Here is a 24510-nt window from a genome sequence, read left to right on the forward strand (position 1 = left end):
GTTTTTATTCTCGGATCCAAGCGCCCGATACCACGCGGCAGGTCCCCGGGTGATATCGAACGCTCGATGCTTGCTTGTTGCTTGGAGCTTGAAACAGAGGCCGGGGTTGCCGGCCTCATCGCGGCACAAGGCCGCTCCTACAGTTTGAAACAGGGTGTCGCGATCAGTTGACCCGCGCGCCAGCGGCGATCCAGTCGCCGACCAGCTTGCGTTCTTCAACGGTCATCTGGGTGATGTTGCCCAGCGGCATGATCTGGCTGGCGACAGCCTGCGCCTGGATGCGCGCGGCCTGGGCCTGGATCTGCTGCGGGGTGTCGAACATCACGCCGGCCGGGGCGGCGCTGAACAGTGGGCTGGTCGGTTTGGCCGAGTGGCACACGGTGCAGCGTTCCTGAATGACGTCGTGGATCTTGTCGAAGCTGCCGGTGGCCGCTTGGGCCGTGGCCTGGGCGGGTTGCGCGGCAGGTGCCTCGGCAGGCTTGGCGGCTTCCTCGGCGCGCAGTTCGGCAGCGGTCTTGCCACCCACGGCGGTAGCCGGCAGCGGTTGGTACTCGACCTTCGCGGCGGCTTGTTCAGGGGCGGTCGGTAGCGGCTTCGGGCCGGTCACGTAGGCCAGGCAGATCATCGCCAGGGCGCCGACAGGCAGGGTCCAGGCGTACTTGTTGCTGTCGTGGCGGGTGTTGAAGTAGTGGCGGATCAGCACCGCGGCCACCGCGATCCCGGCCAGGATCAGCCAGTTGTACTGGCTGCCGTAGGTGCTCGGGAAGTGGTTGCTGATCATGATGAACAGCACTGGCAGGGTGAAGTAGTTGTTGTGGCGCGAACGCAGCAGGCCCTTGGCCGGCAGTACCGGGTCCGGGGTCTGGTTGTTCTCGATGGCCGCCACCAGCTGGCGCTGGGCCGGCATGATGATGCGGAACACGTTACCCACCATGATGGTGCCGATGATCGCGCCGGTGTGCAGGTACGCGCCGCGGCCGCTGAACACCAGGCTGAAACCCCAGCACGCGGCGATGATCAGCACGAACAGCACGCCACCCAGCAGGGCTGGTTTCTTGCCCAGGGGCGAGTCGCAGAGGAAGTCGTAGACGAACCAGCCGGCGATCAGCGAACCGATACCGATGGCCACGCCTTCGGCACCGCTCAGGGTGCTGCCGGGTGCCAGCAGGTACAGGGCCGGATTCCAGTAGAACACCACGCACAGCAGGGCGATGCCGGACATCCAGGTGAAGTAGGCTTCCCATTTGAACCAGTGCAGGTTCTCGGGCATTTTCGGGGGCGCCAGCTTGTATTTTTCCAGGTGGTAGATGCCGCCACCGTGGATGGCCCAAAGGTCACCCGACAACCCATCGCGCGGGTTGCTTCGGTTCAGGTGGTTCTCCAGCCAGACGAAGTAGAACGATGCACCGATCCAGGCGACGCCGGTGATCATGTGAACCCAGCGAATGCTCAGGTTCAGCCATTCGTGAAGGTGTGCTTCCACAGTATTTACCTCTCGCCGGTCACCCCATCGATGACCGACCCTTTCTTATTGGTGGGGATTGAGGATCAACATCTGTTCCTCGGGGAAGTAATGCTCATCGCAGTTGTTGCCGGAACCACTGCGATCAACCACCAGGAAATCATCCCGCTTTTCGATCGTCAGCACCGGGTGGTGCCAGACGCCGCGATGGTAATTGATGCCCTGCCTGCCATTACTGCGGAAGGCTCGGACCAAGCCTGATACAGGTGCATCGCCAACGGGCGCGACCACGATCAGAAAGGGGTTGCCGAGCAGCGGGATGAAAGCCTGGCTGCCCAGCGCATGGCGTTCCAGCATGCGCACGGTCAATGGCATCTCCAGTGCGTCGGCGCGGAAGATGCTGATGATCGCCTTGTCTTCAGGCTCGGCGGTCTCGACCGTGGCGAGCTTGTGGAAGCGCATGGTCGAGCCGTTGTTGATCATGAAGTGGTCGCTGCCATCGGTTTCGATCACGTCACCGAACGGGGCGAAGGCTTCTTTGGTCAGGGGCTCGATCATCAGGGTGCGCATGCGGTTATCTCTTCTATGTTCGTTGTTCTTGAAATAGGGTGGGCCGTCTTGCCTCGGCAGGCCCTGGGTGTCAGGCACTCGGGCCAGGCCGGGCGACAACCCTCAAAGCTGCAGCAGGCGGAACAGGGCAATCAGGTTGATCTGCGCCAGGGCTTCCTTGAATTCGGCATCCTTGTCGTTGTGGATGCGCTTTTCGAAGGCGGCGAGGATCTGGTGCCGGTTGCTGCCCTTGACCGCCATGATGAACGGGAACTGGAACTTGGCCTTGTAGGCATCGTTCAGTTCGGTGAAACGGGCGAACTCTTCGGCGGTGCACTGGTGGATGCCGGCACCGGCTTGCTCATTGGTGCTCGACTCGGTCAGCTCGCCCTGGATGGCGGCCTTGCCGGCGAGGTCCGGGTGCGCGTTGATCAGTGCCAGCTGGTCCGCCTGGCTGGCGCTGAGCAGGATGTCGCTCATGCGCTGGTGCAGCGCCTCGATCTCGTCCAGCTCGGCCAGTTGCCCCAGGTCATGGGCTTTTTCGGCGACCCACGGCGAGTGCTCGTAGATGTCGGCGAAGGCCTCGACGAAGGCGGCGCGGTCCAGGGTGGAGGGCTTGAGGGTGTTGAAGGCGGTCATCAGGCGTTCTCTTTCTTGTACGGATGGGTGGCGTGCCAGTGGCGGGCGATATCCACGCGACGGGCGAACCAGACCTGCTCGTGGCTCTTGGCGTAATCGACGAAGCGCTTGAGCGCGGCCAGGCGCGCCGGGCGGCCGACCAGGCGGCAGTGCAGGCCGATCGACAGCATTTTCGGGGCGTCGGCACCTTCGGCGTAGAGCACGTCGAAGGCGTCTTTGAGGTATTGGTAGAACTGCTCGCCGCAGTTGAAGCCCTGTACCTGGGTGAAGCGCATGTCGTTGGTGTCCAGGGTGTAGGGGATCACCAGGTGCGGCTTGCCGGTCGGGTTGTTCGGTTCCCAGTAGGGCAGGTCGTCGTCGTAGGTGTCGCTGTCGTAGAGGAAGCCGCCTTCCTCCATCACCAGGCGTCGAGTGTTCGGGCCGGTACGGCCGGTGTACCAGCCCAGCGGGCGTTCGCCGGTGATCTCGGTGAGGACCCGGATGGCTTCGAGCATGTGCTCGCGCTCCTGCGCCTCGTCCATGTTCTGGTAGTCGATCCAGCGGTAGCCGTGGCTGCAGATCTCGTGGCCGGCCTGGGCCATGGCACGGATCACGTCGGGGTGGCGCTGGGCGGCCATGGCCACGGCGAAGATGGTCAGCGGCACGCCGCTGTCCTTGAACAGCTTGAGCAGGCGCCAGACGCCGGCGCGGCTGCCATATTCGTAGAGCGACTCCATGCTCATGTTGCGCTGGCCCTGGAGCGGCTGGGCGGCGACCATTTCGGAAAGGAAGGCTTCGGATTCCTTGTCGCCGTGCAGGATGTTGCGCTCGCCACCTTCTTCGTAGTTGAGCACGAAGGACAACGCAATGCGGGCATTCCCCGGCCATTGCGGATGAGGTGGGTTGTTGCCGTAACCGATCAGGTCGCGAGGGTAGTCAGCGCTCACTGCAGTCTTCCTTCTTGTACGTTAATGCGGGTGGTGGGCGGGCCGCGTCGGGATGTCGCACCACCGGATGGGCTGATTGTATACAACTTCTCAATTCTTTTGTAAGCCTGTTTTTCCGCATTTCTTCCCATTTGTCGCCTTGGAATGGCTTGCAAGAAACTTGCCCGATTGGTCAGTTAATGACAGTGGCGTCTGTACCTGGCCTGAGTTTGCGAATGGTGGGCTTTATATAAGAGGGTGGGTGCAGGAAGGTGGGCGGTCAGGCAGGATGGCTCAAAAAATTGTGTACAATTTATCGCTAAACTGTCTTAATGGCGCCATTCCCGCACACCGTTGGCCTTGCTGCCCGGTAAGTGCCGTGTATTTTTTGCCCACGCATACGACAAGAGGCGACTAGCAAATGGGACGTTTGACCACACACGTACTGGATGCCGCTCACGGCTGCCCGGGCAGTTCGATCAAGGTCGAGCTGTACCGTGTCGAAGGCCAGCAACTGGAGCTGGTGAACTCCGCCCTGACCAACAGCGATGGCCGCGTCGACGCGCCGCTGCTGCAGGGTGACGATTATCGTACCGGCGTGTACCAGCTGCAGTTCAGTGCTGGCGACTACTACCGGGCGCGCGGAGTGAAGCTGCCGGATACCGCGTTCCTCGATGTCGTCGTGCTGCGTTTTGGCATTGACCAGAACCAGGAGCACTACCACGTGCCGCTGTTGATCTCGCCGTACAGTTACTCGACCTATCGTGGAAGCTAGTTGGTCGCTAGATGAATCTTCGTAGGTCCTTGCCCGCTCTCACACTGGCGGGCTTTTTTTTGCCTGTACTTTTCCCTTTTTGCCATCGCCTTCAAGGTCTTCGACGGAGGATCGCGTATTGGCATGCAGGCGCTTGTCGTTAGCCTTGCAGTGTTCTCGAGATCGAGCGCCGCCCGCGCGGCGCTTCGCCGGCAAAGCCGGCTCCTACCGTTTGTTTCGGGCCAGTCATGCCTGTGCCAGAGGCAGTGCCCGCCTTGGTGCCTGTCTCCAGTCATGCGGGGCGGCTGCAGTGCCAGCCGATGAACCGCGTCGTACCCACAAGGCGGTCCCCGGTACTCTCCCAGACAAAAATGGCCCGAAATAAACGGTAGGAGCCGGCTTTGCCGGCGAAGCGCCGCGCGGGCGGCGCTCGATCTCAAGAGCGCTGCTACTCTCCCGACGAACACTTTGAAAGCGCCGCGCTTCACCAGAAACCGCTCCCGGGTACCCAGCGCCCTACAATCCAAGTAAAGTGCCGCCCCCGCCGTACCTGCAGAAGGATCCGAAGCCATGACCACCCCCCTAGACATCGCCGTTGTCGGCGCCACTGGCGCCGTCGGTGAAACCCTCGTGCAGATCCTTGAGGAACTGGCATTCCCGGTGGCCACCCTGCACCTGCTGGCCAGCATGGAATCGGCCGGCAGCAACGTCATGTTCGCCGGCAAGAAACTGCGGGTGCGCGAAGTGGACAGTTTCGATTTCACCCAGGTGAAACTGGTGTTCTTCGCCGCCAGCCCGGCCGTTAGCCGCAGCTTCGCGCCAAAGGCGCAAGCTGCCGGTTGCGCTGTCATCGATCTGTCGGGTGCCCTGGACGGTGCGCAGGCCGTGGTTCCCGAAGCGAATGGCGAGCGGGTGGCGGACCTGGCGCTGCCTGCGCTGATCACCAGCCCCAGCTCGGGTGCCGTGGCCCTGGCTGTGGCGTTGGCACCGCTGAAGGCGCTGCTGGATATCGAGCGGGTGCAGGTCAACGCTTGCCTGGCCGTGTCGGCGCAGGGCCGGGAGGCGGTCAGCGAACTGGCGCGCCAGACTGCCGAACTGCTTAACGCACGACCATTGGAGCCACGTTTCTTCGACCGCCAGGTCGCATTCAACGTGTTGCCGCAGGTGGGGGCGCCGGACGATCAGGGCCACACGGCTGTCGAGCGACGCCTGGTCACGGAGCTGCGCCAACTGCTGGACATGCCGCAACTGAAGATTTCCGTGACCTGCATTCAAGTCCCGGTGTTTTTCGGCGATAGCTTCAGTGTGGCGGTGCAGAGCCGTCGTCCGGTCGACCTGGACGCAGTTAATGCGGCGCTGGAGACGGCCGACGGCCTCGAACTGGTCGAGCCAGGCGATTATCCGACCCCGGTGGGTGACGCAGTGGGCCAGGACGTGGTCTATGTTGGTCGTGTACGCCGTGGCATCGATGAGGATGAGCAGCTCAACCTCTGGCTGACCACCGACAATGTGCGCAAGGGCGCGGCGCTGAACGCCGTGCAGGTGGCGCAATTGTTGATTAAACACATGGCGTAAAAGATACTGCGAGCAATTTTGTCCTACACCGCGACTGGGTTTTCGGGACCGTTCATACAAGGGAAGAGTTCATGCTTCGAATTCGCAAACTGGTTCTGGCCATCGCGGCAGCCTCGGCGCTGTCGTCCGGCGTGGCGAATGCCCTGGGGTTGGGGGAGCTGACCCTCAAGTCGGCGCAGAACCAGCCGCTGGATGCCGAGATCGAACTGCTCGATGTGCGCGACCTTACCGCCGCGGAAATGGCGCCCAGCCTGGCCTCGCCGGAAGATTTCGCCAAGGCCGGGGTGCCGCTGCCGGCCTACCTCGAAGACCTCACCTTCACGCCGGTACTGACTCCCAACGGCAAGAGTGTACTGCGAGTCACCTCGAGCAAGCCGCTGCCGGAGCCTGTGGTCAAGTTCCTGGTCCAGGTCATGTGGCCGCAGGGGCGCTTGCTGCGCGACTACAGCGTGCTGCTCGACCAGGCGCAGGCCCAGGGTAGCCAGCCAACCCAGGCCAACATCAACCCGGCCGTGAGCGCGGGTAGCTACACCACCAAGCGCCGCGACACGCTCTGGCAGATCGCCGCGCGCAACACCCATGGCGGTTCGGTCCAGCAGACCATGCTGGCGATCCAGGCGTTGAACCCCGACGCTTTCATTGGCAACAACATCAACCAGCTCAAGATCGGTCAGGTCCTGCGCCTGCCCGACCAGCAGCAGATCCAGAACATTCCCCGGCCCGAGGCCAACCGCGAAGTCGCCGAGCAGTACGCCGCCTGGCGCGAAGGGCGGCGCCTGGGGCCGCGTGCCCGCCAGCTGGATGCCACCCGTCGTGGCGAGGCTGGCGCGGCGCCCGCGCGTATCGCCCAGGGCGATAACCTGCGTCTGGTCTCCCCGGGCGGCAAGGGTGCCGCTGGTGACGCCAAGGCGATCAACGACAAGCTGGCCGTTGCCCAGGAAAGCCTCGACACCAGCCGTCGCGATAACGACGAGCTGAAGAGCCGGATGGTCGACCTGCAGAGCCAGCTGGACAAGCTGCAGCGTCTGATCCAGCTGAAGAACGACCAGTTGGCACGCCTCGAGGCGCAGGGCGCGGCGCAGCCTGAAGCACCCGCCGCCTTGCCCGGCGAGCCAGCCCCGGCCCCGGCCCAGCCGGCGGTGAACGCCCAGTTGACCCCTGCCGAGCCTGTAGTCGCCCCGGCACCTGCCGCGGTCGATACCGCGCCGGCGCCAGAGCCCGCCACCGAGGCCCCTGTCGCAGAAGAGCCAGGCATGCTCGAGCAGTTGCTGGGCAACCCGCTGTTGCTGGGGCTGGTTGCCGGTTCCGCGTTCCTGGCCCTGCTGCTGTTGCTGCTGCTCCTGGCGCGCAAGCGCAAGGCCCAGCAGGAAGCCGAGAAGCACCTGCGCATGGCCCGGGCGCTGTCCGAGGAGGGCGAGCGTGGCCCGGACCTGGACCTGCCGCCAAGCAGTTTCGAAGGGCTGGACGTTTCGGCGCCCAGCGTCACCCTGTCGCCTGCCGTCGTGGCCGCCTCGGCCGCTGCCGCCACCGCTGCGGAGAAACCGCTGCCGGTGGTCGCCGCCGAGCCGGTCCAGGATCCGCGTGCCGCGTTGTTCGCCGAGGTCGATGAAAGCATCGCCCGTGGCCGCCTCAACCATGCCGCCGATCTGCTCGAGGCTGCCGTGGCGTCCGAGCCGCAGCGCAGCGACCTGCGCCTGAAATTGATGGAAGTCTATGCCCGCCAGGGTGACCAGACCGCGTTCGCCGATCAGGAGCGCAAGCTGGCGCCCGGCGACGCCAGCCAGGCCGAGGTCGCCTCGCTCAAGGAGCGTTACCCCGGCATGCTCGGGGTTGCGGCCGTGGCCGCAGGCGCCGCTGGCGCGGCAGCCCTGGCCGCGGAGCTGGACGAGCAATATGTCCAGGAACTGCTGCAGGATCAGGAACCGGCAGCGCCCGTGGCGGAGGTCGAGCCAGAGCCGCTGGTTGAGCCGGCTTCGGAGCCTGAGCCCGCTGCGTCGCTCGAGCCCGAGTTGGAATCCGAACTGTCCCAGGCGCCCGAACAGGATGATCTTGATAGCGCCTTCGACCTGAGCCTGGGCGACGACCTGCCGGTCGACGAGCCGCTCGACCTGCCGGTGCTTGACGACACCGCCCCGCTGGAGGCCATGCTCGAGCCTGAGGCGGCGCCGGTCGCCGAGACCGATGCCGACGATGACTTCGAGGTGTTGCTGGCACAGGCGCAGGCTCAGCCGGAGCCGCAGAGCGTCGACGACCTCGCCGAATTCGACCTCGACGTCGGCGAGCCTGCTGCCCCGGCCAGCACCGAGGAAGCACCGGTGGACGTGGCGGCCGAACTCGCGGCCTTCGATGCGATTCCGGAATTCGACCCGATCTCCGAGCTGGAACTGCCGGACGACTTCGACCTGTCGCTGTCCCTGGACGACGACTCGCCGGCGGCGAAGAATTTCGCTTCGGAGCTGGATGACGTCAACGCCGAGCTCGACAAGCTGTCGCAGAACCTCGAGTCGCCGTCGCTGGAGCCGCAGTTCACTGCCGAGGACGCCGCCCAGGAGCCCGAGCCGCTGGATGACCTGGACTTCGACTTCTTCTCTGGTGCCGACGAAGTGGCCACCAAGCTCGACCTGGCCCGCGCCTACATCGACATGGGTGACCACCAGGGCGCCCGCGACATCCTCGACGAGGTGGTCAAGGATGGCGATGACAGCCAGCGCCAGGAAGCCAACGAGATGCTCTCGCGCCTGGTCTGACGGTTGCCTCGTCGCCCGTAGGCGCCGGCTTGCCGGCGAAAGGGGTCGGTCAGGTGTCGCGTTCCACCCGTAACGGCAGCCCACCCGGGCTGCCGTTGCCTTTATAATCCCGCCACTTTGTCTTACTCCACAGGTTTCAAGCGCTTGGACATCATCGACAACGCCGCCGCCGAATCGGCGGCCGAAGGCTACACTCGCATCGCCCTGGGCGTGGAATACAAGGGCTCGCGCTATCGCGGCTGGCAGCGCCAGGCCAGCGGCGTGCCCAGTGTCCAGCAGGCCCTGGAGCAGGCGCTGTCGACGGTGGCCAACGAACCGATCACGGTGGTGTGCGCAGGGCGTACCGACGCTGGCGTGCACGGTTGCGGGCAAATCGTGCATTTCGACACCCGCGCGGTGCGCGACGAGCGCGCCTGGACCCTGGGCACCAACTTCAATCTCCCCCACGACATCAGCGTGGTCTGGTCCGCGCCCATGCCGGCGCATTTCCATGCCCGCTTCAAGGCCACGGCGCGGCGCTACCGCTATGTGATCTACAACGATCCGATCCGCCCGGCGCATCTGGCTGAAGAAGTGACCTGGAACCACCGGCCACTGGATGTGGCACGCATGGCCGAGGCCGCGCAGTATTTGCTCGGCACCCACGATTTCAGCGCCTTCCGCGCCAGCCAGTGCCAGGCCAAGTCGCCGATCAAGCATATCCACCACCTGCGCGTCACTCGCCATGGCCGGATGATCGTGCTGGATGTGCGCGCCACCGCCTTCCTGCATCACATGGTGCGCAACATCGCCGGCGTGCTGATGACCATCGGTGCCGGCGAGCGGCCGGTGGAGTGGGCTCGCGAGGTGCTGGAGGGGCGAAACCGTCGCGAAGGCGGGGTGACGGCCCACCCGTACGGCCTGTACCTGGTCCAGGTGGAATACCCACAAGAGTACGCGTTGCCGCAGCGTTACATCGGCCCACACTTTCTTACCGGCTACGAGGCCCTGGCAGACTGACGGGCCAAAGGTCTTTTGGTAACATCGGGCCTTTCACCGATCACTCAAGGTTCGCCCTCCATGAGCAACGTGCGCAGCAAGATCTGCGGGATTACCCGCTTAGAGGACGCCCTGGCGGCTGTCGAGGCCGGTGCCGATGCCATCGGCTTCGTCTTCTATGCCAAGAGCCCGCGCGCGGTGGATGTGCGCCAGGCCCGGGCAATCATCTCGCAGCTGCCACCGTTCGTGACCACCGTGGGCTTGTTCGTCAATGCCAGCCGTTGCGAGCTCAACGAGATCCTCGAAGTGGTTCCGCTGGACCTGCTACAGTTCCACGGCGATGAAACCCCGGCCGACTGCGAGGGGTATCACCGCCCCTGGATCAAGGCCCTGCGCGTGCGACCCGGTGACGATCTGCAGGCCGCCTGCAAGCACTACGCCGCTGCCAGCGGCATCCTGCTGGACGCCTATGTGCCGGGTGTGCCGGGAGGAACCGGAGAGTCCTTCGACTGGTCTTTGATTCCGCGGCACCTGAGCAAACCGATCATCCTTGCAGGTGGCCTGTCGGCCGACAATGTCGCCGAGGCCATCCGCCAGGTGCGCCCGTATGCGGTGGATGTCAGTGGCGGTGTCGAGCAGCAAAAGGGCATTAAGGACGCCGCGAAGATCGACGCCTTCATGCGTGCTGTGCGGCAGGCGTGAGGGCGGATGTGACGGCTGGCCGCGCGCCATCGTCCATAGCTTTCGCAGCCCGATGCTGCCAGGCCATGAGGCCGGCCCAGGCATCGGCGTAAAAATTGGAGATGGGGCGGTGCGTGGCGAACCCAAGGCCGGCCTATCGTCGTTTCACAGCAGAATTTGAGCTCAAGGGCAGGGGTGGGGCCGGCAAGTCCAGGCCCGCCGCCCGCCGATACTGGAGAGAGAAAGCATGAGCAACTGGTTGGTAGACAAACTGATCCCTTCGATCATGCGTTCCGAGGTGAAGAAGAGCTCGGTGCCCGAAGGCCTGTGGCACAAGTGCCCGTCCTGCGAAGCCGTGCTGTACCGCCCGGAGCTGGAAAAGACCCTCGACGTCTGCCCCAAGTGCAACCACCACATGCGCATCGGCGCACGTGCGCGTATCGACATCTTCCTCGACAAGGACGGTCGCTCTGAACTGGGCGCCGACCTGGAGCCAGTCGACCGCCTGAAGTTCCGTGACGGCAAGAAGTACAAGGACCGCCTGACCGCCGCCCAGAAGCAGACCGGCGAGAAAGACGCGCTGATCTCCATGAGCGGCAACCTGATGGGCCTGCCGGTCGTGGTCAGCGCCTTCGAGTTCTCCTTCATGGGCGGCTCGATGGGCGCCATCGTCGGTGAGCGCTTCGTGCGCGCCGCCAACTACGCCCTGGAAAACCGTTGCCCGATGATCTGCTTCTCCGCCTCTGGCGGTGCGCGCATGCAGGAAGCACTGATCTCGCTGATGCAGATGGCCAAGACCTCGGCCGTGCTGGCGCGCCTGCGCGAAGAAGGCATTCCGTTCATCTCGGTGCTGACCGACCCGGTCTACGGCGGTGTTTCCGCCAGCCTGGCGATGCTCGGCGACGTGATCGTCGGTGAGCCCAAGGCGCTGATCGGCTTCGCCGGCCCGCGCGTGATCGAGCAGACCGTGCGCGAGAAACTGCCGGAAGGCTTCCAGCGCAGCGAGTTCCTGCTGGAGCACGGCGCCATCGACCTGATCATCTCCCGCGATGAGCTGCGTCCGCGCCTGGCTCGCCTGTTGGCGCAGATGACCGGCCAGCCCACGCCGGAAGCAGCCAAAGAAGTCGCTGCGGTCGCGTGATGAACCAGCGCTCCCTGGGCGACTGGCTCGCCTACCTCGAACAGTTGCACCCTTCGGCCATCGACATGGGGCTGGAGCGCTCGCAGCAGGTGTTGGCGCGCTTGGGCCTGGGCAGGCTGGCGCCTCGCGTGGCGACGGTCACCGGCACCAATGGCAAGGGTTCCACCTGCGCCTTCGTGGCTACGCTGCTGCGCGCCCAGGGGCTCAAGGTGGGGGTGTACAGCTCGCCACATCTGCTGCGCTACAACGAGCGCGTGCTCATCGACGGTGTCGAGGCCGGCGATGAGCAGTTGTGCGAAGCCTTCACCGCTGTCGAGGCGGCGCGTGGCGATATTTCCCTGACCTATTTCGAGATGGGCACCCTCGCGGCGTTCTGGCTGTTCAAGCAGTCCGAGCTGGATGCCGTGGTGCTCGAAGTCGGCCTGGGTGGCCGGCTGGATGCGGTCAACCTGGTGGATGCCGACGTTTCGCTGGTCACCAGCATCGGTGTCGATCATGCCGACTACCTGGGTGATACCCGTGAGTCGGTCGCCTTCGAAAAGGCCGGCATTTTCCGTCAGGGCAAGCCTGCCTTATGCGGTGATCTCGACCCGCCGCAACCCTTGCTCGACAAGGTGCGTGAGCTGGCCTGCCCGTTCTTCCTGAGGGGGCGTGATTTCGACCTGGCCAGCAGCGACAGCCACTGGCAGTGGCGAGGCAGCAGGCTGGACGGCTCCGTCGTCGAGCTGCGCGATCTGCCGCTGCTCGACCTGCCCATGGAAAACGCGGCGCTCGCCTTGCAGGCCTTCCTCTTCATGGATGCGCACTGGGATGAGGCGCGGGTGCGCCAGGCGTTGCTGGATACCCACATTACCGGGCGTCTCGACAGGCGAGCGTTGCACTTCGCCGGCAAGCGTGTAGAGCTGTTGCTGGATGTCGGCCATAACCCGCATGCTGCCGAGTACCTGGCGCGCCGCCTGGCGACGCGGCCGCTCAAAGGTCGGCGCCTGGCGGTGTTTGGCTTGCTTGCCGACAAGGACCTGGACGGCGTGCTTGCGCCGTTGCGTGGGCTGGTCGATGAATGGGCGGTCGCTCCGCTGGCCACTCCCCGCAGCCGTCCGGCTGCGGAACTGGCCGGCGCCTTGACGAACCTCGGTGCGCCAGTGAAGTCTTACGCCAGCGTCGATGCTGCCCTGGAGGGGCAGTGCGCCCAGGCGACGGCGGATGATCAGATCCTGCTGTTCGGTTCGTTTTTCTGCGTCGGCGAGGCCCTGGCCTGGCTCGAGCGGCAGGCCCTCGAGGATGGAGTAGATGGCAGTGCTGGATAAAGGGATGAAGCAGCGCATGGTGGGTGCGCTGGTGCTGGTGGCGCTGGCGGTGATCTTCCTGCCGATGTTGTTCACCCGTGAGGACGAGATGCGCCAGGTGCGTGTCGAGGCGCCGGAGGCGCCGGCCATGCCAAGCCTGCCCCAGGTGCAGGTCGAGCCTGTGGCGGTGCCGGAGCCGCAACCGTTGCCGGACCCAGGCGAGCAACCGCCTGTGGTGGTCAATGAGTCCACGGCGCCGGGGACTGCGCCAAGCCAGCCGATTGCGCCCGCGCCCGCCGTGCAGGCCAGTTCTGCCCCAGGTGCAGTGCAGGTCGAGCCTGTGGCGGTGCCGGAGCCGCAACCGTTGCCGGACCCAGGCGAGCAACCGCCTGTGGTGGTCAATGAGTCCACGGCGCCGGTGACTGCGCCAAGCCAGCCGATTGCGCCCGCGCCCGCCGTGCAGCCAGTTCAGCCCAAGCCGCAGACACCTGTGCCGACCCCCGCGGCGCCGAAGGTCGAGTCCCGTCCGGCGCCGGCACCTACAGTGGCGCCTGCCGCACCGGTAGCCAAGCCTGCCGCGCCATCGAAGATCGATGCCAACGGCCTGCCGGTAAGCTGGTCGATCCAGCTGGCCAGCCTGTCGAATCGGGCAGGGGCTGAAAACCTGCAGAAGACCCTTCGCAGCCAGGGCTACAACGCCTACATCCGTTCGGCGGATGGCATGAACCGGGTATTCGTCGGGCCGTTGATCGAGCGTGCCGAGGCCGAGCGCCTGCGCGATGTGATCAATCGCCAGCAAAACCTCAAGGGCATCGTGGTGCGCTTCCAGCCAGAGCGAGGTTAGCCGCTGTCGCGGGGTAACCCATTGATCTGATGCGACCTCTGTAGGAGCGGCTTTAGCCGCGATCACCCGCGCAGCGGGTGCCTGGCACCGCGCTGTCTGCTTCGCGGCTAAAGCCGCTCCTACAGAGAATGCTGCATTTTCAAGCCTGCAAAGCTGTCCCCGGAGTCAGCCCGCAGCCCTTCAAACTCCTGACATTCCGCTTACCCCCAAGCCCTTCGCTCTGGTAAAATGCGCCGCCTCAAACGTCGGCAGGCAGCACCGTGGCATTTACCTGGGTTGATTGGGCGATCATCGCGATCGTCGCCATTTCCTCACTGATCAGTCTCAAGCGCGGCTTCGTCAAGGAGGCCTTGTCCCTGCTCATCTGGATTGTCGCCGGCGCGGTGGCCTGGATGTTCGGCGGCTCGCTCTCGCAGTATCTGGAAAGCTACATCCAGACCCCCTCCGCGCGGGTCATTGCCGGCTGTGCCATTCTTTTCGTCGCCACGCTGCTGGTCGGGGCGATGCTCAACTTCCTCATCGGCGAGCTGATTCGCGTGACCGGTTTGTCCGGCACCGATCGCTTCCTCGGCATGGCCTTTGGCGCCGCGCGCGGGGGCTTGCTGGTGGTGGTGGCCGTCGGGCTGCTCAGCCTGGGGCCGGTGCAACAGGATCCGTGGTGGCAGGAATCACGCCTGATACCACAATTTCTATTGGTAGCCGACTGGTCGAAGAACCTCATACTCGGGTTTGGCGGCCAGTGGATGTCCAGTGGGGTCAGCGCACCCGTTGACCTTCCGTTCAAGGAGCAGCTGCTCGGGCCGAGCAAGCCCTGAGCGCTCTTCACTCAAGTTTCATCAAAGTAGGGGTTGCGTCGCATGTGTGGCATCGTCGGTATCGTCGGTAAGTCGAACGTCAATCAGGCGCTGTATGACGCGCTTACGGTCCTCCAGCACCGCGGCCAGGACGCTGCCGGTATCGTGACCAGCCATGACGGCCGGTTGTTCCTGCGCAAGGATAACGGCCTGGTGCGCGACGTCTTCCAGCAGCGCCACATGCAGCGCCTGGTCGGCAGCATCGGCATCGGCCACGTGCGTTACCCGACCGCCGGTAGCTCCACCTCGGCCGAGGCCCAGCCGTTCTACGTCAACTCGCCCTATGGCATCACCCTGGCGCATAACGGCAACCTGACCAACGTCGAGCAGTTGGCCAAGGAGATCTACGAGTCCGACCTGCGCCACGTCAACACCAACTCCGACTCCGAAGTGCTGCTGAACGTGTTCGCCCACGAGCTGGCCGTGCGCGGCAAGCTGCAACCGACCGAAGACGACGTGTTCGCCGCGGTCTCCCACGTGCACAGCCGTTGTGTGGGTGGTTATGCCGTGGTCGCGATGATCACCGGCTATGGCATCGTCGGCTTCCGCGACCCCAACGGCATCCGCCCGGTGGTCTTCGGCCAGCGTCACACCGACGAAGGCGTCGAGTACATGATCGCCTCCGAAAGCGTCGCCCTGGACGTGCTCGGCTTCACCCTGATCCGTGACCTGGCGCCGGGCGAAGCGGTGTACATCACCGAAGAAGGCCAGATGTTCACCAAACAGTGCGCCGAGAACCCGAAGCTTCAGCCGTGCATCTTCGAGCATGTGTACCTGGCTCGCCCGGACTCGATCATCGACGGCGTTTCGGTGTACAAGGCGCGCCTGCGCATGGGCGAAAAGCTGGCCGAGAAGATCCAGCGCGAACGCCCGGAGCATGACATCGACGTGGTCATCCCGATCCCCGACACCAGCCGCACCGCCGCACTGGAGCTGGCCAACCACCTGGGCGTCAAGTTCCGCGAAGGCTTCGTCAAGAACCGCTACATCGGCCGCACCTTCATCATGCCCGGCCAGGCCGCGCGCAAGAAATCGGTACGCCAGAAGCTCAACGCCATCGAGCTGGAATTCCGCGGCAAGAACGTGATGCTGGTGGACGACTCGATCGTGCGCGGCACCACCTGCAAGCAGATCATCCAGATGGCCCGTGAAGCCGGCGCCAAGAACGTCTACTTCTGCTCCGCGGCACCCGCGGTGCGCTACCCCAACGTCTACGGCATCGACATGCCGAGCGCTCACGAACTGATCGCCCACAACCGTACCACCGAACAGGTGGCCGAGTTGATCGGCGCCGACTGGCTGATCTATCAGGACCTGCCGGACCTGATCGAATCGGTCGGTGGCGGCAAGATCAAGATCGAGCACTTCGATTGCGCGGTGTTCAACGGTGAGTACGTCACCGGCGACATCGACGAAGCCTACCTCGATCGCATCGAGCAGGCCCGTAACGACCTGGCCAAGGTGAAGACCCAGGCCGTCAGCGCGATCATCGACCTCTACAACAACTGATTTGGGAGCGACGGCATGACCGAACAATGGGATGCCGGTCGACTGGACAGTGACCTCGAGGGTGTCGGTTTCGACACCCTGGCGGTGCGCGCCGGTCAGAACCGCACGCCGGAGGGCGAGCACAGCGAAGCGCTGTTCCTGACCTCCAGCTATGTCTTCCGCACGGCTGCCGATGCCGCTGCGCGCTTTGCCGGCGAGACGCCGGGCAACGTCTATTCGCGCTACACCAACCCAACCGTGCGCGCCTTCGAGGAGCGCCTGGCTGCGATGGAGGGGGCCGAGCAGGCCGTGGCCACCTCCACTGGCATGTCGGCGCTGCTCGCCGTGGTGATGTCGCTGTGCAGTGCCGGTGACCATGTGCTGGTGTCGCAAAGTGTATTCGGCTCGACCATCAGCCTGTTCGAGAAGTACTTCAAGCGTTTCGGTGTGCAGGTGGACTATGTGCCGCTGGCCGACCTGAACGGCTGGGAGCAGGCCATCAAGACCAACACCAAGCTGCTGGTCGTCGAGTCGCCGTCCAACCCGCTGGCCGAGCTGGTGGATATCCCGGCACTGGCTGAAATTGCCCATGCCCGTGGCGCCATGCTGGTGGTGGATAACTGCTTCAGCACCCCGGCGCTGCAACAGCCGCTCAAGCTCGGCGCCGATATCGTGTTCCACTCGGCGACCAAGTTCATCGACGGCCAGGGCCGTTGCATGGGCGGTGTGGTGGCAGGGCGCAGCGAGCAGATGAAGGAAGTGGTGGGTTTCCTGCGCACCGCTGGCCCGACCCTGAGCCCGTTCAATGCCTGGATCTTCACCAAGGGCCTGGAAACCCTCAAGCTGCGCATGCGTGCGCATTGCGAGAGTGCCCAGGCGCTGGCTGAGTGGCTGGAGCGCCAGGACGGTGTGGAGAAGGTTCATTACGCGGGCTTGCCAAGCCATCCGCAGCACGAGCTGGCCAAGCGCCAGATGAGTGGCTTCGGTGCGGTGGTCAGCTTCGAGGTCAAGGGGGGCAAGGAGGGCGCCTGGCGCGTGATCGACGCCACTCGGGTCATCTCGATCACCACCAACCTGGGTGACAGCAAGACCACCATCGCCCACCCCGCGACAACTTCCCACGGTCGCCTGACGCCGCAGGAGCGTGAAGCGGCGGGGATCCGTGACAGCCTGATCCGTGTCGCTGTCGGCCTGGAAGACCTGGCCGACCTGCAAGCGGACCTGGCACGCGGCCTGGCGGCGCTGTGATCGACTGGAAGGCTGGCGAACCCGACCATAATGGTCGGGTGGCCCTGGTGACTGGTGCCGCGCGCGGCATTGGCCTGGGCATCGCCGCCTGGCTGATCTGTGAAGGCTGGCAGGTGGTGCTCAGCGACCTGGACCGCCAGCGTGGCGCCAAGGTTGCCAAGGCGCTGGGCGACAACGCCTGGTTCATCTGCATGGATGTGGCCGACGAAGCCCAGGTCAGTGCCGGGGTTTCCGAAGTGCTGGGGCAATTTGGCCGGCTCGACGCGCTGGTCAGCAACGCGGCCATCGCCAACCCGCATAACCAGACGCTGGAAAGCCTGTCGCTGGCCCAGTGGAACCGTGTGCTGGCGGTCAACCTCAATGGTCCGATGCTGCTGGCCAAGCACTGTGCGCCTTACCTGCGTGCCCACGGCGGCGCCATCGTCAACCTGACCTCCACCCGGGCCCGGCAATCCGAGCCGGACACCGAGGCTTATGCGGCCAGCAAGGGTGGCCTGATGGCCTTGACCCATGCCCTGGCCATGAGCCTGGGGCCGGAGATTCGCGTCAATGCCGTCAGCCCGGGCTGGATCGATGCTCGTGACCCATCGCAGCGACGGGCGGAACCGTTGAGCGAAGCCGACCACGCCCAGCATCCGGCAGGCAGGGTAGGGACGGTGGAGGATGTCGCGGCGTTGGTGGCGTGGTTGCTGTCGCGTCAGGCGGGGTTCGTCACTGGCCAGGAGTTCGTGGTCGATGGTGGCATGACCCGCAAGATGATCTACACCTAGCCGGTGTGTTTGATACCAATGAAAGGGACCGTGAGGTCCCTTTCTTGTTTTCACTGTGTAGCCCTGTTCGCCGGCAAGCCGGCTCCTACGCATATGCGCCGTAAGATTCGTAGGAGCCGGCTTGCCGGCGAACAGGGTCATGGGGGCGTCTGTATCGGTAAACCGTTTTTTTACCTTTTTTGAAAAAAACTTCAATGGGGGTATTGACTTAGCATCGGTACCTGCGTAAATTTCGCGGCCTCAGCGAAGCAAACGCAACAAGCAACATCGCGGGGGTGATTAGCTCAGCCGGGAGAGCATCTGCCTTACAAGCAGAGGGTCGGCGGTTCGATCCCGTCATCACCCACCACTTCCTGAGAACGTTTCTAGTCCAGAGTGCTTTGCAAAAAGTACGCTGGCAGAGAGAAACAGGACGCAAGTCCAGCTATGCGCGGCGGTAGTTCAGTCGGTTAGAATACCGGCCTGTCACGCCGGGGGTCGCGGGTTCGAGTCCCGTCCGCCGCGCCATTTTTCTCCAGATGGGTGTTCGCACCGGTCTGAGGCCGCAAGGCCAGATCCCAGTTTCAATCAGGCGCAAGCCTGAACGATACGCAGCGGTAGTTCAGTCGGTTAGAATACCGGCCTGTCACGCCGGGGGTCGCGGGTTCGAGTCCCGTCCGCTGCGCCATCTTCGCGTCGAGTCCCTAGAACAGCTCGAAGCAAAACGGAAAGAGGCAATGCTCTTTTTTCGTTCCTGGTTTTCGCGCCATGAGCGCTTGAAAGCCTGGATCCCAGTTTCAATCGGGTGCAAGCCCGAATGATACGCAGCGGTAGTTCAGTCGGTTAGAATACCGGCCTGTCACGCCGGGGGTCGCGGGTTCGAGTCCCGTCCGCTGCGCCATCTTCGCCTCGAGGTCCTTTGAACACCTCGAGGCAACGAGAAAGCGACCTTAGGGTCGCTTTTTTCGTTTCTGCCTCATGAGAGGCTGCGGGTCATCAAATACACCCAACTGACACACTCTTCACCGATCAATGGTTTCAGCAGGTGAGCGATGTGATGCACAATACGCCCCATTCGTTTCTTCCCGGAATTGGCAATGTCTAGATCAACCGTCTATGGCGCGCTCGGGCTGGCCCTTGTGCTGGCGGGCGTTTCCGGCTGCTCCTCGAAAAAAGCCGCTGTCTACGAGCATGAGAACTTCGATGACTCCGGCACCTTTTCGCGCAGCTTCCCGGTCAGTGAGGCAAGTACCTGCGAAGCTGCCAGGCGCGCGCTGCTCAGCCAGGGCTACATCATCACCAGCAGTGATGCCAACCAGGTAGCCGGCAACAAGAGCTTCCAGCAGAACGCCGAAAACCACATGCAGATCAGCTTCAACATCACCTGCGTGCCCGACATGGGCGACAAGCAGCGTTCGACCATGTTCGCCAACGCCCTGCAGGACCGCTATACCCTGAAGAAATCCAACACCTCCGCCAGCCTGGGTGTGGGTGTGCTGGGCTCGGTGTCGATGCCGATCGGCTCCACCGATGACTCGATGGTCAAGGTCGCCAGCGAAACGGTGACCGCGTCGCAGTTCTACGACCGCTACTTTGCGTTGGTGGAAAGCTACTTGCCCAAACCCAAGGCTGCGAAGAAGGCCGAGGCCGCGGTCGAGCCGGCCAAGGTGGAAAAACCAGCTGCCGAGCTGGGCTTGCCGGAGCCAGCGCCGACTGCGCTGGCGCCCGCAGCGGCACCTGAGCCGGCAGCACCTGCCCAGCCGGCTGCGCCAGCGACAGCCAGCGAAACCCCGGTGACCCCCGTGGCGGACAGCCAAGGCTCCCAGCCGGTCGCGCCACCGGTGGAGGCTGCTCCTATCCAGGTGCAGCAAGCACCGGGCGCCGAACAGGCGCCAGCACCGTTGTGACAGTGGTCATGCACTGATACAGCTTGCGTGGGTAATGTTCCGGGCGCCTGCTACGTTTACTTGTCACGGGGATGTAACCATTCCTTCATTTGGCCGGCCTAGATTGACGGCAGACCCGCGAATGATGAGTGAAGAGGAAGCAGGCTGATGGACGACTACCAGGAAGAACTTCTCGAACTCCAGGCATACGAACTGGATACTCCTGAGCCGGTGGACGACGCCACGGAGCTCTAGCCCACCTGCCGCTGAAGGCGGCGAAACTCTCCCGGTGTCAGGCCCGTCCAGCGCTTGAACGCGCGCTGGAAGGCCTCCGCCGAAGCAAACCCCAACAGATAGGCGATTTCGCCAAAGGCCAGCTCCGTGTCGCGGATGTAGGTCTCGGCCAGGTCCTGGCGTGTGTCATTGAGCAGGTTGCGAAAGCGCGTGCCTTCCTCGGCCAACTTGCGCCGCAAGGTCCAGGTGGGCAGTTGCAGGTGTCGCGCCACTTCCTCCAGGTCTGGTTCGCGTCCACCGTTGAGCAAAGGGCCCAGCAGGTGGGTGATGCGCTCGCCCAGGCTGCGTACCCGGGTGCGCAGGGCCAGTTCCGCTTCGCACAGTTGCAACAGGTGCTGCCAGGTGCTCGGGCAATGGTGCGGGTTGGCCAGGGCAAGCGTGGCCTGGCCCAGGCGCAACTGATTGGCCGGGGCGCCGAACACTACCGTGCCACTGCACAAGCTTTGGTATTGCGCGGCGTAAGTGGGCGACTCGAATTCGATCTCCAGCCGCTCGGCCTGCACCGGGCGCTGTGCAAGGGCACTTAATTGCGCCAGCCAGCCGGCCAGCAACGAGTCGACCACGAAGCGGTTGTAGGTGTTGTAGGGGCTGATGGAATAGAAGCGCAGCCAGGCGCCCTGATTGTCTTCATGAAAGCTCGACTGGCCACGGTAGTTGGCGGCATACAGCGGCTCGAAGCGCAGCAGCGTGCGGGCGGCTTCGCCGAGGGTGGGGGCCTGGGCGGCGGTCACTCCCGCGAGCCCGGCCTGGGCCAGCTGGCTCAGGCGGCCCATGCGCAGGCCCAGTGCCGGTTCGCCGCTGATCGTGATGGCGGCATGGCCCAGATGCATGTAGCGCGGGATCGACAATCGCGCGCCTGGTTCGGCCAGGCGCTGGGTATCGAGCCCATAGCGCAGCAGGAGGGGCTGTGGATCATGGCCGAGTTGCGTCAGTGCCTGAGCCAGCGGTTGGACGAACCCTACCGACAGCTCACCCAGGCGCACGCGGGGACGAGGCATGTTGTCACAACCACAGGTTCAGCAGGCGCGCACCCTGGCTGGCGCTGCCCGCCCAGAGGATGCCGGCCTGGTTGGCGAAGCCCTGACCATCGGCACTGAGCTCCCAGAACTGGCCGCGCAGGAACACGCTCATGCTGGTGATGCCATTGCTGGCGGCTTGGGTCAGTTGATGCCACGCGGCCTGTTCGCTGACCTGGCCGCGCTGCAGCGGCAACTGCGCCGCCGCAGGCTGGTGGCGGTTGCCACGCCAGGGGGCTTGCCACTGTTGCTGGCCACTGAGGAAAACCGGGTTGGCGATCAGTTGCACCGACTGTTCGGCCAGTTGCTGGTGGTTGGCAGGGTACCAGCTGTCGCTGCCCACCAGCACGCCCAGGCGGCCGGCGGGGGTCTGCACGACGTGCAGCGGATGCTGGCGACCATCATGGATATAGCGTCGGGTTTCGCTATCAGGGTACTGCTGGTGCTGTGGTTGCCCCAGCACGCCGCCATCGCTGCCGAAGACCACGCTGGTGTTGAACAATGGGCCGTCCCCCGTGCGCAAACGGCCGTTTTCGACATAGGGGGCAGGGAGAACGATCGAGCCGGCCACCAGGGTGACGCCGAATTCCCGCGCCAGGCCGCCGAACAGTTGTTGGTAGTCGTTGGCCATCTGCGCCGCCTTCATGCGCAGGTGTGCATCGCCGCGGCGGTCGTTGCCGCTGGCTGAGAGCAGCGCCAGGCCGTAGCGCAGCGGGTTGCTCAGCTCGAGCCATTGCCAGGCTTCGCGGCGGTGGGTGACCTGGTACAGCTCGTTCTTTTCGCCTCGTGCCCAGAGCCAGGTGCCGATGTGCTCAGGCAGTACCACCACGGTCCGTGCATTGACCAGCCCCTTGTCACGGGCCTGGTCCAGGTAGGCGGACAGTTTGCGGTGCAGGCGCTCGAGGTTCTGGTAGTCGCTCGGGTACAACAGGGGCTCGACACCCAGCAGGTTGCCCTGGTCCCCGGGCGCGCCCTGGTCGAGCGCCAGTTCGATGCGCAGGTCGGAAAGGTAGTGGCCTTCCGGACGCTGCGAGGTCCAGAAGCCGTAGCCGAACAGCGTGGCGATGACGACCAGTGCCAGGGCGCTGGCAAGCAGTTTTCCCATGGAGCGGTTCTGCGCAATGAGGAATGAGGTGCCCTAGGGTAAGCCTGCTGTGCAGCAGGATCAATAAGTTGTCAGTTTCGATCATTGAGCGCGTTCAAACGCCTGTTTAATGTCGGCCTCAGACAAACGACGGGCCCCGCCGGACTGGAAGAGGCGCCCGCATTCCGTGATCACGCCAACTGTGGAGCCCCTCCATGGCAAACGCCCGTTACCCGCACCTGCTGGCCCCCCTCGACCTGGGGTTCACCACTTTGCGCAACCGCACCCTGATGGGTTCGATGCACACCGGCCTGGAGGAACGCCCTGGCGGCTTCGAGCGCATGGCGGCGTATTTCGCCGAGCGTGCCCGCGGTGGTGTCGGCCTGATGGTCACAGGGGGGATCGCGCCGAACGATGAAGGCGGCGTTTACTCCGGCGCGGCCAAGCTCAGTACCGAGGAAGAGTCTGACAAGCACCGTATCGTCACCGAGGCGGTGCATGCGGTCGGTGGCAAGATCTGCCTGCAGATCCTCCACGCCGGGCGTTATGCCTACAGCCCGAAACAGGTGGCGCCGAGCGCCATCCAGGCGCCGATCAACCCGTTCAAGCCCAAGGAACTGGACGAGGAGGGCATCGAGAAGCAGATCCGTGACTTCGTCACCTGCGCCAGCCTTGCCCAGCGTGCCGGCTACGACGGCGTCGAGATCATGGGCTCGGAAGGCTACTTCATCAACCAGTTCCTCGCCGCCCACACCAACCACCGCACCGACCGCTGGGGCGGCAGCTACGAGAACCGCATGCGCCTGGCGGTGGAGATCGTGCGCCGGGTGCGCGAAGCGGTGGGGCCGAACTTCATCATCATCTTCCGCCTGTCCATGCTCGACCTGGTCGAGGGTGGTAGCACCTGGGACGAGATCGTGGTGCTGGCCAAGGCCATCGAGCAGGCCGGCGCGACACTGATCAACACCGGTATCGGCTGGCATGAGGCGCGCATCCCGACCATCGCCACCAAGGTGCCGCGGGCGGCGTTCAGCAAGGTCACCGCCAAGCTGCGTGGCGCGGTGAAGATCCCGCTGATCACCACCAACCGCATCAACACGCCGGAAGTGGCCGAGGCGGTGCTGGCCGAGGGCGATGCCGACATGGTGTCCATGGCGCGGCCGTTCCTGGCCGACCCGGACTTCGTCAACAAGGCGGCCGAAGGCCGCGCCGATGAGATCAATACCTGCATCGGCTGCAACCAGGCCTGCCTGGACCACACCTTCGGTGGCAAGCTGACCAGTTGCCTGGTCAACCCGCGTGCCTGCCATGAAACCGAGCTCAACTATGTGCCGGTGCGCGCCGTGAAGCGTATCGCCGTGGTCGGCGCCGGCCCGGCGGGCCTGGCGGCTGCCACGGTGGCCGCCGAGCGCGGTCATGAGGTGACCCTGTTCGACGCGGGCAGCGAGATCGGCGGGCAGTTCAACGTGGCCAAGCGTGTGCCGGGCAAGGAAGAGTTCTTCGAGACCCTGCGCTACTTCCGCAACAAGGTGAAGAGCACCGGTGTCGACCTGCGCCTGAACACCCGGGTCGACGTGGCTGCGCTGGTGGCGGGTGAATACGACGAGATCATCCTGGCCACCGGCATCGCCCCGCGCACCCCGGCGATCCCGGGCATCGACAACGCCAAGGTGCTCAGCTACCTGGACGTGCTGCTGGAGCGCAAGCCGGTGGGTGAGCGGGTGGCGGTGATCGGTGCCGGCGGCATCGGCTTCGATGTGTCCGAGTACCTCGTGCACAAGGGCGTGGCCACCAGCCAGGACCGCGAGGCGTTCTGGAAGGAGTGGGGTATAGATACGCAGCTGGAGGCCCGTGGTGGCGTCGCTGGCATCAAGCCTGAGCCCCATGCCCCGGCGCGCCAGGTGTACCTGCTGCAGCGCAAGAAGTCGAAGGTGGGTGACGGCCTGGGCAAGACCACCGGCTGGATCCACCGTACCGGCCTGAAGAACAAGCACGTGCAGATGCTCAACAGCGTCGAGTACCTGAGCGTGGACGATGCCGGGCTGCATGTGCGCATCAATGAAGGCGAGCCGCAGTTGCTGGCGGTGGACAACATTGTCGTCTGCGCCGGCCAGGAGCCGCTGCGCGAGCTGCAGGAAGGGCTGGTGGCGGCCGGGCAGTCGGTGCACCTGATCGGCGGCGCCGACGTGGCGGCCGAGCTGGATGCCAAGCGGGCGATCAACCAGGGTTCGCGGTTGGCCGCTGAGTTGTGATCAGCAAACCGTAATCCTTTGATAGGGCAAAACCTCTGTAGGAGCGGCTTCAGCCGCGATCACCCGCAAAGCGGGTGC

At 64.5% G+C, this 24510-nt stretch carries 20 protein-coding genes and 4 tRNA genes; 18 read left to right on the plus strand and 6 right to left on the minus strand.

Going from position 1 to position 24510, the window contains the following annotated elements; all coding sequences use genetic code 11:
• Positions 1–163: 163 nt before the first annotated feature.
• The 4 genes from P5705_RS14335 to puuE form a co-directional block, all read right to left on the minus strand.
• Entirely contained in the window at positions 164–1483 is a 1320-nt protein-coding gene (locus P5705_RS14335) for a urate hydroxylase PuuD (RefSeq protein ID WP_277461485.1), read from the minus strand.
• 45 nt (positions 1484–1528) lie between these two features.
• Positions 1529–2032 (minus strand): ureidoglycolate lyase, encoded by a 504-nt coding sequence (locus P5705_RS14340; protein ID WP_277461488.1) that lies wholly within the window; start codon positions 2030–2032, stop codon positions 1529–1531.
• 102 nt (positions 2033–2134) lie between these two features.
• A complete protein-coding gene (gene uraD, locus P5705_RS14345) occupies positions 2135–2650 on the minus strand; it encodes a 2-oxo-4-hydroxy-4-carboxy-5-ureidoimidazoline decarboxylase (RefSeq protein ID WP_277461489.1) in 516 nt (171 codons plus the stop codon).
• Positions 2650–3576, minus strand: a complete 927-nt coding sequence (gene puuE, locus P5705_RS14350) for an allantoinase PuuE (RefSeq protein WP_277461491.1) — start codon at positions 3574–3576, stop codon at positions 2650–2652. The genes uraD and puuE overlap by 1 nt, the downstream gene beginning before the upstream one ends.
• 400 nt (positions 3577–3976) lie before the next feature.
• Here puuE and uraH point away from each other — a divergent pair, with 400 nt between their 5' ends.
• From uraH to P5705_RS14435, 17 genes are all read left to right on the plus strand, one after another.
• A complete protein-coding gene (gene uraH / locus P5705_RS14355) occupies positions 3977–4330 on the plus strand; it encodes a hydroxyisourate hydrolase (RefSeq protein WP_277461493.1) in 354 nt (117 codons plus the stop codon).
• Between the two features lie 549 nt (positions 4331–4879).
• The gene (locus P5705_RS14360; RefSeq protein WP_277461494.1) at positions 4880–5884 is read left to right on the plus strand and encodes an aspartate-semialdehyde dehydrogenase; all 1005 of its coding nucleotides are present in this window, start codon (positions 4880–4882) and stop codon (positions 5882–5884) included.
• Positions 5885–5955: 71 nt separating this feature from the next.
• Positions 5956–8631 (plus strand): FimV/HubP family polar landmark protein, encoded by a 2676-nt coding sequence (locus P5705_RS14365; protein WP_277461495.1) that lies wholly within the window; start codon positions 5956–5958, stop codon positions 8629–8631.
• A 144-nt stretch (positions 8632–8775) separates the two neighbouring features.
• Positions 8776–9630 carry a tRNA pseudouridine(38-40) synthase TruA gene (gene truA, locus P5705_RS14370; protein WP_277461497.1) on the plus strand — a complete coding sequence of 285 codons (855 nt, stop codon included), beginning with the start codon at positions 8776–8778 and terminating at the stop codon, positions 9628–9630.
• A 60-nt stretch (positions 9631–9690) separates the two neighbouring features.
• Positions 9691–10311 (plus strand): phosphoribosylanthranilate isomerase, encoded by a 621-nt coding sequence (locus tag P5705_RS14375; RefSeq protein WP_277461499.1) that lies wholly within the window; start codon positions 9691–9693, stop codon positions 10309–10311.
• Between the two features lie 226 nt (positions 10312–10537).
• Positions 10538–11431, plus strand: coding sequence for an acetyl-CoA carboxylase, carboxyltransferase subunit beta (accD, locus tag P5705_RS14380; protein ID WP_277461501.1), 894 nt, complete (start codon positions 10538–10540; stop codon positions 11429–11431).
• Complete coding sequence (folC, locus tag P5705_RS14385; RefSeq protein WP_277461503.1) at positions 11431–12738, plus strand: bifunctional tetrahydrofolate synthase/dihydrofolate synthase; 1308 nt, start codon at positions 11431–11433, stop codon at positions 12736–12738. Before accD ends, folC begins: the two co-directional genes overlap by 1 nt.
• The gene (locus tag P5705_RS14390; protein ID WP_277461505.1) at positions 12722–13561 is read left to right on the plus strand and encodes an SPOR domain-containing protein; all 840 of its coding nucleotides are present in this window, start codon (positions 12722–12724) and stop codon (positions 13559–13561) included. The genes folC and P5705_RS14390 overlap by 17 nt, the downstream gene beginning before the upstream one ends.
• A 260-nt stretch (positions 13562–13821) precedes the next feature.
• A complete protein-coding gene (locus P5705_RS14395) occupies positions 13822–14376 on the plus strand; it encodes a CvpA family protein (RefSeq protein WP_011532954.1) in 555 nt (184 codons plus the stop codon).
• Positions 14377–14418: 42 nt separating this feature from the next.
• Entirely contained in the window at positions 14419–15924 is a 1506-nt protein-coding gene (gene purF / locus P5705_RS14400; RefSeq protein ID WP_277461506.1) for an amidophosphoribosyltransferase, read from the plus strand.
• Positions 15925–15939: 15 nt separating this feature from the next.
• Positions 15940–17151: an O-succinylhomoserine sulfhydrylase gene (locus P5705_RS14405; protein WP_277461507.1), complete on the plus strand. Its 1212-nt coding sequence runs from the start codon at positions 15940–15942 to the stop codon at positions 17149–17151.
• Positions 17148–17921, plus strand: coding sequence for an SDR family oxidoreductase (locus tag P5705_RS14410; RefSeq protein ID WP_213660226.1), 774 nt, complete (start codon positions 17148–17150; stop codon positions 17919–17921). Before P5705_RS14405 ends, P5705_RS14410 begins: the two co-directional genes overlap by 4 nt.
• A gap of 273 nt (positions 17922–18194) precedes the next feature.
• Positions 18195–18270, plus strand: a tRNA-Val gene (locus tag P5705_RS14415).
• Between the two features lie 81 nt (positions 18271–18351).
• Positions 18352–18428, plus strand: a tRNA-Asp gene (locus P5705_RS14420).
• An 83-nt stretch (positions 18429–18511) separates the two neighbouring features.
• A tRNA-Asp gene (locus P5705_RS14425) sits at positions 18512–18588 on the plus strand.
• A gap of 136 nt (positions 18589–18724) precedes the next feature.
• A tRNA-Asp gene (locus P5705_RS14430) sits at positions 18725–18801 on the plus strand.
• Between the two features lie 196 nt (positions 18802–18997).
• Complete coding sequence (locus tag P5705_RS14435; RefSeq protein WP_277461508.1) at positions 18998–19807, plus strand: DUF2242 domain-containing protein; 810 nt, start codon at positions 18998–19000, stop codon at positions 19805–19807.
• A 230-nt stretch (positions 19808–20037) separates the two neighbouring features.
• Here P5705_RS14435 and P5705_RS14440 read toward each other — a convergent pair whose 3' ends face one another.
• Together P5705_RS14440 and P5705_RS14445 are read right to left on the minus strand one after the other, a co-directional pair.
• A complete protein-coding gene (locus tag P5705_RS14440) occupies positions 20038–21078 on the minus strand; it encodes an AraC family transcriptional regulator (RefSeq protein WP_277461510.1) in 1041 nt (346 codons plus the stop codon).
• 4 nt (positions 21079–21082) lie between these two features.
• On the minus strand, positions 21083–22201 hold the full coding sequence (locus P5705_RS14445) for a nitrilase-related carbon-nitrogen hydrolase (protein WP_277461511.1): 1119 nt from the start codon (positions 22199–22201) through the stop codon (positions 21083–21085).
• A 194-nt stretch (positions 22202–22395) separates the two neighbouring features.
• Here P5705_RS14445 and P5705_RS14450 point away from each other — a divergent pair, with 194 nt between their 5' ends.
• Positions 22396–24432, plus strand: a complete 2037-nt coding sequence (locus tag P5705_RS14450) for an NADPH-dependent 2,4-dienoyl-CoA reductase (RefSeq protein ID WP_277461512.1) — start codon at positions 22396–22398, stop codon at positions 24430–24432.
• Positions 24433–24510: the final 78 nt, after the last annotated feature.

Source organism: Pseudomonas entomophila (assembly GCF_029478665.1).
Lineage (GTDB): Bacteria > Pseudomonadota > Gammaproteobacteria > Pseudomonadales > Pseudomonadaceae > Aquipseudomonas > Aquipseudomonas entomophila_F.